At 30.0% G+C, this 16,267-nt stretch carries 14 protein-coding genes; all 14 read right to left on the bottom strand.

Going from position 1 to position 16,267, the window contains the following annotated elements:
• Position 1: 1 nt before the first annotated feature.
• On the bottom strand, positions 2-898 hold the full coding sequence (locus Q0617_RS02890) for an NAD(P)H-dependent glycerol-3-phosphate dehydrogenase (protein ID WP_298750295.1): 897 nt from the start codon (positions 896-898) through the stop codon (positions 2-4).
• Positions 899-2,317: an Asp-tRNA(Asn)/Glu-tRNA(Gln) amidotransferase subunit GatB gene (gatB, locus tag Q0617_RS02895; protein WP_298750297.1), complete on the bottom strand. Its 1,419-nt coding sequence runs from the start codon at positions 2,315-2,317 to the stop codon at positions 899-901. It lies immediately after the preceding gene.
• Positions 2,318-2,326: 9 nt separating this feature from the next.
• A complete protein-coding gene (locus Q0617_RS02900) occupies positions 2,327-3,178 on the bottom strand; it encodes a peptidylprolyl isomerase (protein WP_298750299.1) in 852 nt (283 codons plus the stop codon).
• 76 nt (positions 3,179-3,254) lie between these two features.
• Complete coding sequence (locus Q0617_RS02905; RefSeq protein ID WP_298750301.1) at positions 3,255-6,086, bottom strand: FAD-binding and (Fe-S)-binding domain-containing protein; 2,832 nt, start codon at positions 6,084-6,086, stop codon at positions 3,255-3,257.
• Between the two features lie 176 nt (positions 6,087-6,262).
• On the bottom strand, positions 6,263-7,636 hold the full coding sequence (locus Q0617_RS02910; RefSeq protein WP_298750304.1) for a TRAP transporter large permease subunit: 1,374 nt from the start codon (positions 7,634-7,636) through the stop codon (positions 6,263-6,265).
• The gene (locus tag Q0617_RS02915; protein WP_298750306.1) at positions 7,633-8,241 is read right to left on the bottom strand and encodes a TRAP transporter small permease subunit; all 609 of its coding nucleotides are present in this window, start codon (positions 8,239-8,241) and stop codon (positions 7,633-7,635) included. Before Q0617_RS02915 ends, Q0617_RS02910 begins: the two co-directional genes overlap by 4 nt.
• A 106-nt stretch (positions 8,242-8,347) precedes the next feature.
• Entirely contained in the window at positions 8,348-9,421 is a 1,074-nt protein-coding gene (dctP, locus tag Q0617_RS02920) for a TRAP transporter substrate-binding protein DctP (RefSeq protein ID WP_298750308.1), read from the bottom strand.
• A 95-nt stretch (positions 9,422-9,516) separates the two neighbouring features.
• Complete coding sequence (locus tag Q0617_RS02925) at positions 9,517-10,158, bottom strand: response regulator transcription factor (protein WP_298750310.1); 642 nt, start codon at positions 10,156-10,158, stop codon at positions 9,517-9,519.
• Positions 10,159-10,160: 2 nt separating this feature from the next.
• Positions 10,161-12,356 (bottom strand): ABC transporter substrate binding protein, encoded by a 2,196-nt coding sequence (locus Q0617_RS02930; protein ID WP_298750311.1) that lies wholly within the window; start codon positions 12,354-12,356, stop codon positions 10,161-10,163.
• A gap of 17 nt (positions 12,357-12,373) precedes the next feature.
• On the bottom strand, positions 12,374-12,958 hold the full coding sequence (locus Q0617_RS02935; RefSeq protein ID WP_298750313.1) for an LUD domain-containing protein: 585 nt from the start codon (positions 12,956-12,958) through the stop codon (positions 12,374-12,376).
• Positions 12,958-14,322: a lactate utilization protein B gene (locus Q0617_RS02940; protein ID WP_298750315.1), complete on the bottom strand. Its 1,365-nt coding sequence runs from the start codon at positions 14,320-14,322 to the stop codon at positions 12,958-12,960. Before Q0617_RS02940 ends, Q0617_RS02935 begins: the two co-directional genes overlap by 1 nt.
• Positions 14,319-15,062: a (Fe-S)-binding protein gene (locus Q0617_RS02945; protein WP_298750316.1), complete on the bottom strand. Its 744-nt coding sequence runs from the start codon at positions 15,060-15,062 to the stop codon at positions 14,319-14,321. Before Q0617_RS02945 ends, Q0617_RS02940 begins: the two co-directional genes overlap by 4 nt.
• Positions 15,063-15,121: 59 nt before the next feature.
• Positions 15,122-15,691: a class I SAM-dependent methyltransferase gene (locus tag Q0617_RS02950; RefSeq protein ID WP_298750317.1), complete on the bottom strand. Its 570-nt coding sequence runs from the start codon at positions 15,689-15,691 to the stop codon at positions 15,122-15,124.
• Positions 15,692-16,126: a dCMP deaminase family protein gene (locus tag Q0617_RS02955; protein ID WP_298750319.1), complete on the bottom strand. Its 435-nt coding sequence runs from the start codon at positions 16,124-16,126 to the stop codon at positions 15,692-15,694.
• Positions 16,127-16,267 lie beyond the last annotated feature (141 nt).

The raw sequence follows: 16,267 nt of genomic DNA on the forward strand, positions 1-16,267 counted from the left end.
TTTAACTTTTCAGTAAGTCCTTTAGGCTATCAATAGGACTTTTACCATCAAGTATTTTTTTTACTTCATTGGCAATGGGAGTATAAATATTGTTTTCCAAAGATAATCTATATATTGCTTCAGCTGTTTTAACACCCTCTGCTACTTCTCCAAGCTCTTCTAAAATCTCTTCTAAGGTTTTTCCATTAGCAAGACCAAGACCAACTCTATAATTTCTACTCATTGTAGAACTAGCAGTTAAAAATAGATCCCCTGCTCCACTTAGACCTAAAAAAGTAGACTTTCTTGCGCCAAACTCTTTTCCAAATCTTTCCATCTCTACAAGGCCTCTGGAAATTAGAGATGCTCTGGCATTATTTCCAAGATGTAGTCCATCACAAATACCACTAGCTATAGCTAAAACATTTTTATATGCACCAGCAATTTCTGCACCTATTACATCTTTTGAGTAGTATGTTTTTAAATAGTCTGGAAAGAAGTGACTAAATTTTTTATATAGTTTTTTTGATTTAGAGTTTATTACAATTGCAGCAGGTAGAGCTTTTATTACCTCTGCTGCAAATGAGGGACCAGAGATAAATCCTATATGTTTATCTGGAACAAACTCTTCGTAAATCTCATTTAGAAATTTACCACTTGAGGCTTCAATACCTTTTGAGGCTACGAGTATTTTTTGGCCATTATAAACAAAGTTTTCTTTTAGCCATTTTTTTATCTCTTGGGCTGGAATTGCTATAATTAAATATTCACAATCCATTGCAGTTTTTAAGTCAACAAAGTTTTTAATATCTTTTGTTGTTCTTGAAGTTATATATACCTCTTGTTTTAAGCTAAGGGCAAAATGAAGAGCTTGTCCCCATTTACCAGCACCTATTACTGCAATAGAATTTTTTTTCATTTATGCTAATCTTTGCTTTAAAAGTTCATTTACTTTTTGAGGGTTTGCACTTCCTTTAGAAGCTTTCATTGTTTGACCAACAAAAAAGGCAAGTAGTTTTTCTTTACCTGCTTTATACTCTGCTACTTTTTCAGGGTTATTTGCTAAAATCTCATCAATAATTGCAAATAGTGCACCATCATCAGAAACTTGTTTAAGTCCTAACTTATCAATTACATCATCAACACTTGCATCATTTTCCATTAGGTAATCAAGTACCTCTTTTGCAGCTTTTCCTGAGATAGTATTATCTTCGATTCTTTTTACTATAGTTGCTAATTTCTTAGCATCAACAGGTGAGTTTGTAATAGAGTCTGATAATCTTCCTTGTAACTCGACTGTTAACCAAGTAACTGCATTTTTACCACTAATCCCTTCTTCTAACATCTCTTCAAAGAAGTGAGCCATTTCAAGTTGGCTTGTAATAACACTTGCATCATAATCTTTAATATGATAATCTTTTACAAATCTAGCTTTTTTCTCATCTGGAAGTTCAGGAATTTGTGAATACTTTTCCATCATTTCCTCTGTAATAATTACAGGTCTTAAATCTGGGTCTGGAAAATATCTATAATCAGCAGCATCTTCTTTACCTCTCATAGATCGAGTTTCACCTGAATCTGGATTAAAAAGTCTTGTTTCTTGTACTATCTCAGTTGAGTGAATACCATCTTCCCAAGCTTCTATATGTCTATTTACTTCATAAGCAATTGCTTTTTCAATAAACTTAAATGAGTTCATATTTTTGATTTCACATCTTGTATAAAGGTTTGTATCACCTTTTGGTCTAATAGATACATTTACATCACATCTAAAGCTTCCCTCTTGCATATTTGCATCACTTATGCCAAGATATCTTACGATTGAATGAAGTTTTTTAAGGTATAAAAGAGCCTCTTCTGCAGTTCGCATATCAGGTTCACTTACTATTTCAAGTAAAGGAGTTCCAGCTCTATTTAAATCCACATGTGAAACTGGACCAGCATGGATATTTTTACCAGCATCATTTTCTAAATGTGCTCGTGTTACTCCAATAGTTTTTTGGCTTCCATCTGGAAAATCAATAACTAATTGACCAAGTCCTACAATAGGAACTTCAAATTGAGAGATTTGGTAGCCTGATGGTAAATCAGGATAGAAGTAATTTTTTCTATTAAATATTGATTTTTGATTAATTTCTGATTTTAATGCAGTCCCTAGCATAATTGCTTTATGAACAGCCTCTTTATTTAATACAGGAAGTGCTCCTGGAAGACCTAGACATGTAGGACATACATTTGTATTTGGCTCTTCTCCAAAACTAGTTGCGCATGAACAAAAAAGTTTACTATTTGTGTTTAGTTGTACATGTACCTCAAGACCTATTACTACTTCAAACATTTATTTCCTTTATCTTATCACTTTTATATCAGCAGTTAATTTTAATTTTTCAAAATACTCTTTTAAGAATTTTTGTTCTCTTTCACTCATTAATGTATTAAAAATTTTGCTTTTTACATCTTCAAATTTTAAAGTTGTAACTCCACTTTTATTTTTTACATAAAACATTACAAAGTTTCTATCAGCTGTAAAAATAGGAGTGAACGTTCCATTTTTAGTATCATTTAAAAGAAATTTTAATTGTGGATTTAATTTATCTTGCTCTAAAACAAAATCTTTTTTAACAACATCTTTAAATGTAGCCATTGGGTTTTGAGCTATTGTTATTAAGGCTCTTTTATTTTTAGATGCATATTGTGTTACTTCGATTGCTGAAGCAGTTGTAAACATATTTTGATTATTGTTATAGTATATTTTTAAATCTTCTTCTGTGGCAATTGCTAAGTTTCCACGTACTAATTTATCTATTAGTTTTCTTTTTAAAAGTTCTTTTTTAGTTTGGGCTTCAAACTCATCATAACTTTTATTTTTTTGTCTTATGATTGATTTAAAAGCATATAAATCCATACCATTTGAAGCAGCTATTTTCTCTAGATAGTTATTTAATTCAAATATATCTACGCTAATACCTTGCTTTTCTAATTCTTGATTATATAAAATTTCATCAACTAGTAGACCAACTGCATCCATTTTTTTGAGGTTTGTTTCGGCCATTTTTTCATTGATATCACTTATAGTAATTGGTTCATCATTTACAGTAAGTGCTAGACCATTTATAATTTCTGCATTTGAAATAGTGAATGTTGCTAATAAAGTGAATAGAACTCTTTTTGTAAAAAGTTTGATATTCTTATCTTTCATCATTTAATCCTTTTTAATAAAGCAAATATTTTACCACAAAGTTGGTAAAATATTTGTTTGATGAAAGTTCTGTTTTTTAAATTTTAGAAGAGCTACATCTATTTACTAGATATAAAATAGAGTTATAATCAAGTCCTGATTCTTCGCTCAATCCAATTTCACAAGTTTTTGATGTGGAAAATGCAAGTTTTGCTCCACTTGTTTGTTCTTTTAAACTACTAAGTGCTGATTTGTTTAATTCAGGGAAATTAAATCCTCTATCCCCTGCAAAACCACAACATTTCACATCAGCTGGAACTATTACTTCATTTGAACATAGTTTTGCAAGAGCTATAAACTTTTCATGTAATCCCATTTTTCTAGAACTACATGTTGTGTGAATAGTTATTGGTTCATCTATTTTAGTAAACTCTAATTCATTTACCACATAATCTAAACAAAACTCAATAGGCTCATAAATTTTTATATCACTAATAAAGCTTTCCTGCATCTTTTTAGTACAAGGACTTGTATCACAAAGTATTGGATACTCTCCATTATTACTAACTTCAAGTAAAGCTTTTTCTAATTGAGTTGATTTTTGCTCTGCTTGTTTAGTGAAACCTTTTGAAGAAAAAGGCATACCACAGCATAACTCTTCAAGTGCTTTTGGCAATACTATTTCAAAACCAGCTTTTTGTAAAACTTCAACAGTCACATCATATAGACTTTTTTCTTCTTGTGAAAAACTACTTTGTCCCATGGTTCTACTAATACATGAAGGGAAATATACTATTTTTTTATCACTTGCTTTATTGGTAAATTTTTCATTTATACTCAATCCGCTTGGAAGAGTTGCACTCCATTTTGGAGTTCCTAATAGTTTTCTAAAATTGTTTGTCATCCCTGTCATTAAAGATGTTCCAATTAATGAGTGTACAAAATTTGCACTTTTTAGGCCTACTCTCATTCCACTTAATGTTGTAGAGAAATTGTTTGCAATAAAAGTTGCAACTTTATCTTGTGTTGGAGTAATTCTTTCATGTCTTAGATACTTTGTTAAAGCTCCTGTATCTATCCCAACAGGACAAGCAGTTGAACATAAGCTACAAGTTGCACAAGTCTCTAAACCATCATATACATATGCCTCTTTTAATTCGTCAGCCTCTTTTTGTTCTCCTATAACCTCAAGTCTACTAATCTCTCTATTTGCTACAATTCTATGTCTTGGCGTAAAGGTAATGGCATTTGATGGACACATTGGCTCACAAAAACCACACTCAATACATGTATCAACTAAATCATTGGTTGCAGGTAGTGGTTTTAGATTTTTAAGGTGAGCTTGTTTGTCATGATTTATTATTACACCAGGATTTAAAATACCTGTAGGGTCAAAAAGGTTTTTAATACTTTCCATCATATCAAAAGCAGTTTTCCCCCACTCTAACTCTATAAATGCAGCCATATTTCTACCTGTACCATGTTCAGCTTTTAGACTTCCCTGATATTTAACGGCAACTGAATTTGTAACATCATTCATAAACTCGTCGTATCTTTTTATCTCTTTTTGATCATTGAAATCTTGTGTAAATACAAAGTGGAAGTTTCCTTCTAGGGCATGTCCAAAAATAAGTGCTTCATGGTAACCATGTTTCTCAAATAAACTTTGCAGTTCTAATGTTGCTTCAGCCAATGATTCTATTGGATATGCAACATCTTCAATTATTACAGTTGTCCCTATTTTTCGTATTGCACCAACAGCAGGGAAAAGTCCTTTTCTTATTTTCCAAAAAAGTGTGTACTCTTCTACTTTTGTAGTAAACTTTATAGGTCTTACTGTTTTAAATTCACTTAAAATATTTTCTATATCTTTTGTTTGAGTTTTTAAATCTTTTTTTAGATTTGCTCTAGTTTCAACCAATAAAGCTGTAACTTCACTATCAAATTCTTTAAGATAGCTTGGCATTCCTTCTTTATCTTGAACAGATTTAAGTGCTTTGTTATCCATAAGTTCAACTGCATCAACAATGATTTTTCCATCATCTTTTGCAAGTTTGATTTTAGATACTGCATTACAGGCATCTTTGATATTTTCAAAAAATATTAAAGCACTTGCTTTATTTGGATAATCTTCAACTGTATTATATGTTACCTCTTCAATAAAGGCCAAAGTTCCTTCACTTCCAATGATTAAGTGAGATAAAATATCAAACTCATCTTCATAATCAACAAGTGCATTTAAAGAGTAACCACAAGTATTTTTTATCTTGAATTTTCTTTCAATTAAAGACTTTAACTCTTTGTCATGTTTTGTTTTACTTGCTAACTCTTTTAAGTTTTCTAAAAACTCTTTGTGCTGGTGTCTAAATCTTTTTTTAGACTTCTCTGAAGATGTATCAAGCTTTGTTCCATCAGCCATTATAAGCTTGATTGATTTTAAAGTTTTATAAGAATTTTGTGATATACCGCAACACATTCCAGAGGCATTGTTTGCTGCAATTCCACCTATCATGGCTGCATTAATACTTGCTGGGTCTGGACCTATTTTTTTGTTAAACTCTTTTAATATATTATTTGCCTGTTCACCAGTAAGAGCTGGTTCTAAACTTATATAACTTTTATCATCAGCTAATTTAAAATTGGTAAATTTTCTTGATGTAATTAACAAAATAGAGTCACTAATTGCTTGACCTGAAAGTGATGTTCCTGCTGCTCTAAATGTAATAGGCAGAGCTCTTTTATATGCTTCTTTTATGATAAATTGTACTTCATCTGAGTTGTCTGCTTTTATAACAATCTTTGGTAATAATCTATAAAAAGAGGCATCTGTTCCATATACTAAAGTATGAAGTTTATCTGTGAAAATTTGATTTTTTTTAATTTTTTCAGAGATAGTTTCTAAAAATTCTTGGTAGTTTCCTTCTAACATTGTAAATCCTTTTTAATTTTTAATTCTTTTAATTAAAAAAATAATCTATTCAAGGCGAGGTACAGTATAAATTCTTTGTTGTGGGTTGTTAATAAATGAGTGCATTATGTCACTTTGTTTTAAAATAATATTTGATAATAATTTTAAAAATTGTAACATAATGCCTCTGGGTTTAGTTAATTAGAAATGCTCATTCCAAATATTTCTGGATAGAAAGCTACTAATGCTAATACGATTACTTGTATAAGAATGAAAGGTAAAACACCTTTATAAATCTCCATAGTTCTTACACTATCTGGGGCACAGCCTTTTAAATAGAAGAGGGCAAAGCCAAAGGGTGGGGTTAAAAATGATGTTTGTAAATTCATTGCTATTAAAATTGCAAACCAAATAGGATCTATACCTAATGCTTGTGAAACTGGAATTAAAATAGGAACAATAATATATGAGATTTCAATAAAGTCAATAAAGAAACCTAATACTAAAACAGCTAACATTGTAAATAGAATAAATGACCATTTACTATCACCTGGTAAACTTGTCATAAAATCATGTACAATCTCTTCTCCACCTGTATATGAGAATACCATAGAAAAAGCCGTTGCCCCAATTAAGATACCAAATACCATTGAAGTAATTTTAACAGACTCTAGTGCAGCTTCTTTTATCATTTGAATAGAAAATGTTCTATACATTAAAGCTAGTCCAACTGCTCCTATACATCCAACTGCTGAAGATTCAGTAGGTGTTGCTACACCTGCAAAAATTGAACCTAAAACTAAAACAATAAGAGTTAAAGAAGGAATAATTGCAATTAGTGCTTGAATTATTTGTTGTTTTTTATTTCCGCCATGTTCATGAGCTGGAATTGCTGGTGCCATATCTTTTTTAAAGTATGAAACAATTAAGATAAAAAGAATATAAGCACCAACAAGAGCAAGTCCTGGCCAAACTGCTGAGGCAAATAGGTCACCAACAGGCACTTGAAATACATCTCCTAAGATGATTAGTACAATAGAAGGAGGAATGATTTGTCCCAAAGTTCCAGAAGCACAAATAGTTCCTGTTGCTAGTGGAACATTATATTTGTATTTCATCATAACTGGAAGTGAAATTACCCCCATTGCAACAACTGATGCTCCTACAACTCCTGTTGAAGCCGCAAGAAGTGTTCCTACTAGTACCGTAGAGATTGCAACTCCACCTCTAATTTCTCCAAATAAAAATCCCATAGATTCAAGAAGTTTTTCAGCAAGACCTGTTTTTTGTAAAACTATACCCATAAAAATAAACATAGGAATAGCCATCAAAATTGTATTTTGTTGAATTGCAAAAATTCTAAAAGGCATATAATCAAACATCAATACACCTTCATACAGACCTTCTGTAATAATCGGTATTATTCCTTGACTCAATTCCATGTAAGACATAACTTCAACAATACCTGCAATCATTCCAAAAAATACTGAAACAGCAGCAAAGGTAAAGGCAACAGGAAATCCAATTAACAGCATAAATAATGCTGTAAAAAACATAATTATACCAATCATTTAGATTCTCCTTTTTCATCAATATCTTTAATATGATATTTATGTTGTTCTAAATCACATTTTAGATTTTCAATTTCACCTTTTAAATTATAATCATCTGAAGGATGAAGACCCTTATAAATATTTAAATTTTTAATGAAATATCCAATTGATGTTATTAATAAAAGTAAAAATGATAAAGGTATAAGTGCTTTTACTATCCATCTATAAGGTAGTCCCCCTGGATCGCCACTTTGTTCCATTGATAAATATGCTTCATGTGCATTACCAATTGAACTTAGTCCTACTAGCAAAGCAATAGGAAGAATAAAAGTTACAACTCCTACCATATTAATCATGGCTTTTTTCTTGTCAGTTAATCTATCGTAAATTAAATCTACTCTAACATGTCCATCTTCTTTTAGTGTATAAGAGATACCTAAAAGTATAATTACAGAAAACAGATGCCACTCCATCTCTTGCATTGCGATACTTCCTGATCTAAAAAAGTATCTCATAATAACATCATAAAATACATTTAAAATCATAAGCACCATAGTAATAGCAGTAATAGTTCCGATAATATTAGCAAATTTATCGAAACCTCGCTCCAGTTTTAACAGCATAAAAAATCCTTTGGGGTTTTCAAATAAGTCAGATAAATATACTTTAAAAGTATATTTATGTTACTTATAACAGGTTTAATCCCTAAAAAGGGATTAAACAATTTTCTTATAAATTATCTTTTAAATATAAGTAATCTGACATTTCAGTCCATTTTCTAGCTTTCTTTTGGTAAGCTTCTTGAGAATCTAAAATCTCTTTTAATAATGGTTGTCCTTTTACTATTTCAGCTCTTAACTCTTTATTAGTTTGTTTTAAAGCATCCATAACTTCTTTTGGAAATGTTTTAATTTTAATATTTGGATATTCACTTATCATTTTAGACCAAGCTTCAGCACTCATATGATAGTTTTGAATATACATATCATAAGCACTTACTCTCATCGCTGTTACTAAAATCTCTTGTAAATCTTTTGGAAGTTTATTAAATGCTCTTTCATTTACTAAAAACTGTAAATCTAATCCTGGTTCATGCCATCCTGTATAGTAGTATGGTGCAACTTTATGGAACCCCATATTAATATCCATTCCAGGTCCAACCCACTCTAGTGCATCAATTGTTCCTCTTTCTAGTGAAGTATATAATTCACCCGGAGCAATATTTGTAACAGTAAGTCCTAATTTTGCCATAACTTCTCCAGCAAAACCTGGGATTCTCATTTTAAGACCTTTTAAATCATCAACAGTGTTGATTTCTTTTCTAAACCATCCACCCATTTGATTTCCACTACTTCCCCCAGGGAAAGATAAAACTTTATGTTTTGCATAAGTTTTTTTCATAAGTTCCATACCACCACCGTGATAGAACCAAGCATATTGTTCAGGTGTAGTCAGACCAAAAGGCATAGTACTAAAAGGCATAGTATTAATATCTTTACCTTTCCAATAATATGATGCAGAGTGACCCATATCATATTGTCCACCTTTAACCATATCTAAAATTCCAAATGCAGATTTGTGTTTGTTAGAAGCATCAACTCTTATTTGAAGTCTTCCATCAGACATCTTTTCTACCATTTCAGCCATTTTTGTAGGTGCATCAATAAATGGTGATAAAGTAGGCCCCCAAGTTGTTGCCAACTTCCATTTATATACTTTCTCAGCAGCCATTGAAGCAGTACTTAGACCTGCAAGTAATGCAGATGCTACAAGAAGTTTAGTTGTTTTACCAAACATATTCATATATTCTCCTTTTTTGTTTGTTCAATTAAATTGTAACTTGTAAATATGATAATGGAATGATATTTTTAAGTTAATTTTTAAAAAAAGGTTAAAATTTAGATTTTAAATATGTACCCTGTATCAACTACAGTTTGGATGTACTCTTTAATTAAAATCTTTCTAACTCTTCTAATTAGACTTCGTATTGACTCCAAAGAGACAAAGTTACCTTCCCACACATAGTTTTCAATTGTCGCATATGAAATTACTGCATTCTTTTTAGTTAAAAATAGATTTATTAGAAGTCTCTCTTTTTTTGTAAGTCTTATTTCTTGATTATCTATTTTTAATAAAGATGATTTAAAATCAAAAAAACAATCCTTGTCAAACTCTATAATATCATTTGTGATTTTACAAAGTTTTTCAATTTTTATCTCTAGTTCATCTATAAAAAAAGGTTTTTTCAAATAATCATTACAGCCAAAATCATAAGACTCTTTAATAATATCAAGTTCAACAGTAGAACTAATAATTATAACTGGTACATCTTCATTATACTCTCTGATTTTTTTTAATATTTTTATCCCATCAACATTTGGAACATTTATGTCTAGTAAAAAACAGTTGTATCCATTACTTAGTGCATCATAAGCTTTTTGTCCATCATAAAAAGAGTCAACTTTATATCCCTTTAGTCCAAGCCTCTTATTTATGGTTTGATTTAGTTTTTCATTATCTTCTAATAGTAAAATTTTCATAATCAAACCTTTTTATTTTTTGGAATTTTTATAGTAAAGACTACATTGTTTTCATCATTTTTTACAAAAATTTGCCCTTGCATTTTATCTTCAATAATTACCTTTGCCATATAAAGACCTATTCCAGTTCCTTCTTCTTTTGTTGTGAAGTAGGGATCAAAAATTGAGTGAATTATAGTTTCATCTATTTCACCAGCATTGTCAATTATTTCTATAATATTATAACTACTATTTTTATAAACATTAACCATAATCTTACTTTTGTTTTCTAACTTCTTTTCTACAATTTTATTTTTTGCATTATTTATTAGATTTAATAAAACTTGTTTAAACTCATTTTTATATCCAAAAATAATAAAATCATCAATATTTTCTTGGTAGTTTATTTCAAGTTTAATATTGCAATAAAAGAGTTGCTTGCTTACAATCTCTAAAATATCATCAAAAGATTGTTTTATAGAAAACTCTATTTTTGTTGTTGAGGGTTTTAAAAAGTTTCTAAAATCACTTAAGGTTTGTGACATATATTGAATTTGAATCATAGAGTTTTTCACAAAACTCTCTACATCTTGGGTTTGTAACTCTTCTAACATATGAGAAGTTTGTATATCTTGAACTAGGGCAGAGAGTTCTACAAGTGGCTCATTCCATTGGTGGGCAATGGCTGCAACCATATCTCCCATTTCTGCTAATTTTGATTGCTGGATTAAAAACTGTTTTTGTTGAACCCTTTCAGTTATATCATCCATGATACATACAATACCACCTATCTCTCCATCTATATTTTCATAGGCAGCTTTATTTAGAATAAAATATTTCATTTGTAAGTTAGAGAAATGCAGGGCTATTTCTGAGGTATCAGTTATCTGCTCTTTTAATATTTTTGCATCTATTTCAACATTTCTTTTAGCAATCTCTTTTGGGAAAAAGTCAAAGGCTGTTTTTCCAATAACTTCTTTTTTTGTGACATTAAAAAGCTTTGCAAAGGCTAAATTACAAGCTATGAACTTACCATCTCTATTTTTATAATATATTGCATTAGGAATAGTATTTAATAAAACTTTTTCAAATTTAAGTTGATTGGAGAGGTCGTTTTCTAGTTTTTTTCTTCTTTGAATATTTGCTCTCATTGTTACAACCATAATACTCAAAATAAAAATTATAAGAATAGATATAACTACAAATTTTGTGTGTTGTCTATATACAGAGTTTGGCTCATTGATTATTTCATAGTTTTCCACTGCATTTTCTAGGGATATATCAAATCTTTTTAATTCATTATAATCAAATATATATCTATTGGGAGATTTTTCTAGGATGGGTATATCTTTTATATCTTTGCCATTTAAAACCTGTAGTGCCATACTTGCAACACTATCTCCTTGTGCAGTTGCAGAAGTTAGTAATCCTCCTACAATCCCATAATTTAAATAAAAATCCCACAAGCCATAAATAGGATTTTTACTCACATCCCTTATTTGCTTAAAGCCTCTTTTATAAGTAAAGTATTTTCCGGTAGTATCTTTAAAAAGCAGTAAAAAAAGCATTACATCATCTTCATGCAAATGTTTAACTCTCTCTTTTAGATGCTCAATATCTAGTTGGTCAATATATTCTATGTTAAATTTATCTTTATATTTTTCAATTATTGGACGTAAGTCTCTTTTTACAGCATATCCTGTTTTTGATTTATCATTTATAATAATTAAATTTTTAATTTTGGGATGTAAGTTTCGAATTAATCTAAAGTTATTTTCTAAATCTACTTGTTCAACTACTCCTGAAATATAATCTTTCATATTGTTTTCATCTAATAAGGCTTTGTCAAAATTGTTGATTCCACAAAAAAGAACGGGAATATCTTTAAAGAGATATTCATGATATCTTATGATAAATTCAAAGGCATTATTATCACTAACAATTATTAAGTCAAACTTTCTATTTGAGAGTTGTTCTTTATATAGATTTGCTAATTTATTTAAATAAATTGGGTCAAGAATTCTTTTTGTATCCATGTACATAGTGGTAAGTTCAATATTTTGGTGAGATGCAAATTTATCTTCAATTGCTTTTGAGATATCATCACTCCACTTATACCCTTTGTGGTAAGAGTGGAGGAGTAAGACTTCTTTGTTGTTATCATCTGCATGAGATAGAGCAATAAAGATTAAAAAATAGAGTAATAAAAATTTCTTCATAATGGTTGATTATATCATTATTCTACAAAAATAATATAGCCAGACTTTGGACCATGAGCTCCTATTACAAGTGATTGTTCTATATCAGCAGTTTTAGAAGGTCCTGAAACAAATACTCCATAACCACTATTTTCAAACTCTATTTTTGAATATGCTTCATGCATATTGTTTACAATATCATTTTTGTTTACTACTATTATGATATTTTGAGCTATAAAATAGAGACTTCTATGTCTATTGTTTTCATCTTTTATCCAAACTGCACCATTTTCAGCAACTGCAAAGTTCCCTTTTACTATTGCTAAATCTATATCTTTTAAATAGTGGGCATCATCTTGTTTGTTTGCATCAAAATTACTCAATGAACAAAACTCAACATTTGAATAAACAATAGTTAAATCTTCATATAGGTTTTGTATAGTCTCATCTAGTTTATCTTTTGATATTACCATAGATTCTCCACCTACGGTTTTAATAACTTCTGCATATTTTTCTAATTTATTTTCATAAGTTATCCCAAAATCATCATACTCAGGAAGGATTGTGTTCTTTACTATATTGTTTGATTTTATAGCATTTAATATCTCTTCTTTACTTGACATTATGAATCCTTTCTTTGTTTATATAACTCTTTAAAAGAGTTCTTTGGCATCTTAGGAATATCTCTTTGTTTTCCCCAAACATTTGCTTTTGAGTAAATAATTGAATCAGGAAGCATAGGTATTATTTTTCTCATAATTTTCCCACCAAGGGTAAATATTTTTGGATGGTCCATTACCCATGAAGTTATCTTCATAGCCATTGCTTTTTTAGCATCTATTAAATGTTTTTTTGCAAGGTCTTGTCTATGGGCATAAAGCTGAGAATCTAAGTCTATTTTTACAGGACATACGTTTGTACATGATGAACAAAGTGTACAAGCAAAAGGTAAAGATTTATGCTCTTTTGGATTTCTAAATGCTCCTAATGTAGAACCAATAGGTCCAGGAATAACATACTTATATGAGTGACCGCCACTTCTTCTATATATTGGACACGTATTCATACACGCTCCACATCTAATACAATTAAGTGCTTTTTGATAAGTCTGGTCTGCTAAAAATGGAGTTCTTTTATTGTCTACTATTACAATATGCATCTCTCCACCTTCAATTGGGCCATGAAAGTGTGAAGTATATGATGTAATTGCTTGACCTGTTGCACTTCTTGCAAGTAGTCTTGTAAATACTGATAAGTCTTTAAGTCTTGGAATGATTTTTTCTATTCCCATAGATGCAATATGAAGTTTAGGAACACTTGCCCCCATATCTGCATTTCCTTCATTTGTACAAACAACTACTCCACCTGTTTCACTTATGGCAAAGTTTACACCAGTTAGTCCTGCTTGGGCACTTAAAAAATCTTCTCTTAGACTTGCCCGTGCAGCTCGTGTAAGATAAGTAGGATCATCATTTCCTTTTTCTGTTCCTAAGTGTTCATGAAAAGTATCACTTACATCTGATTTTTTAAGATGAATAGCGGGTAATACAATATGTGAAGGTGGTTCATTTCTTAGTTGAACAATTCTCTCACCTAAATCTGTATCAATAACTTCAATACCTCTATCTTCTAAGTAAGGATTTAAGTGACACTCTTCTGTTAGCATTGATTTTGATTTAACAAGTTTTGTAACTTTGTGAGAAGATAAAATCTCATGAACTATTTTATTGTGTTCTTGGGCATCTTTTGCCCAATGAACTTTTATACCTTTTTTTATGGCATTTTTTTCAAACTCTTCTAAATAAAAGTCAAGCTTGTGCATAGTGTGAGTTTTTATACTATTTGCATATTCTCTTAGTTTTTCCCATTCAGGAATACCTTTACTTGCAACATCTCTTTTTTCTCTTACAAACCATAATGCCTTATCATGCCAATGCATTCTTTCGTCATTGGCTACAAATTTTGCTGCTTCTTCTGGGTGACTCATAATGTTTCTCCTAAAAGTATTTCACTTATATGCATGACTTTAATAGGGGTTTTATCTCTATTTATAATTCCTTGCATATGCATCAAACATGACATATCAGCTCCTGTCATAACTTCTACATTTGAATCCATATGATCTTTTATTCTATCTTTTCCCATAGCAACAGATATTGCTTCTTCTGTTACACAAAAAGTACCACCAAAACCACAACACTCATCACTTCTATTTAGTTGAACTAACTCTATTCCTTCAACAAGTGATAATAGGTTTTCTAGTTTATTATATGGAGTAATATTGAGTTCACTTGCACTTCCAAGTTTTAAAACTCTATGTCCATGACATGAGTTATGAACTCCAACTTTAAAATTAAATTTAGAGTCTAGTTTGTCAATTTTTGCAATATCGTGTAAAAATTCTGTAATCTCATATATTGATGTTTTAATTTTATTGTAATCTTTATTATCATTAAAAAAAGGTTCATAATGCTCTTTTACCATAGTTACACAAGAACCACTAGGTGCTACTACATAATCATATTTTTTAAATGTATTTACAAATCTGTGTGCCAGTTTTTCTATATCTTGGCTACATCCTGAGTTTGCCATAGGTTGCCCACAACAAGTCTGTTCTACGGGATATTCAACATTAAAATTCAATTTTTCTAAAAGCTTTAAAGTTGCCATTGAGGCTTCTGGATAAAGCTCATTCATAAAGCAAGGTATAAATAATCCTATTGTCATAAAAACTCCTCTTTTGATGAGCTTATTTTATATTTAAAGTATGAGATATTTATGATATTTTATTTTTTTAAGATTATTGAGACGTCATTTTCTAAATAGTTTTCTTCTATTTGCATATTTTTTGTAAGGGTTTTACAATAGGATAAGACATCTTTAACTTTTACTTTAGTCAAAGGGTCATCTTTTAAAAAGTTAAATATAAAAGCTTTTGTTGAGGCATTAAAACATTTATGTATAAACTGGAATATTTCATATTTATCTAAAATATTTAGTGCTCCACTACATATATAATAATCAGCAGTTTCTAGTTCATCATAAAGAATATTTTTGATATGAAAATTAGTATCTAAAAATCTTTTGCTAGCAAGTTTTATCATCTCTTGTTCACAATCTATTCCTATATATGACTTTGGTTTTAAATCATTATCAAATAGATAGTTATAATACTCCCCAAATCCACAGCCTGCATCAATTATGGAAGAGTTTTTTATATCTTTTTTAATAAATCGAGTAAGTATTTCAAATCTCATATATTGGGTAAATTCAGAATTCCAATGTACACCTTTGGCACTTATCCCATATTTTTTTATAGATTTTTTATAAAATGTAGTGTTGTCTTTTTGCGCCATTTAATCTATTTGTTCTATGATTACTTTATTTTCTTTTAAAAATGTAGAAACAATATCTGAATCTGTATGTTCATAAGCTCTTTGAAAAACAATTCTTTGGATTCCTGCTGCGATTAAATTTTTTGAACATTCACTACAAGGTTCCAATGTTACATAAATTGTTGCCCCTTCTATACTTATACCTCTTCTTGCTGCCCAAATAATTGCATTCATCTCTGCATGTATTTCATAAGTCTTTGACCAATCATGGTGATCTTTTGTATATTCCCCACCCCAGTGGTCATTACAGTTCTTAAATCCAGCTGGTGTTCCGTTATATCCAGTAGATAAAATTCTTCCATCTTTTACGATGACTGCACCTACTTGTTTTGATACACATTTTGAAGCACTAGCTATTTCATTGGCAATATTTATAAAATTTTTATCACTTATCATTCTCTATCCTAGACTTTTTTAAAATTTCTTAAAATCTTCAATTTTTGCTTAAAATTAACTATTTTTTCGCAATTTCTGTTAAAAATGTATAAATTATTGCAAAAATTGTTAAATTTTATTAATTTTTGATTTATGACATTT

Origin of the sequence: uncultured Arcobacter sp. (genome assembly GCF_937982575.1) — a bacterium.
Classification (GTDB): domain Bacteria; phylum Campylobacterota; class Campylobacteria; order Campylobacterales; family Arcobacteraceae; genus Arcobacter.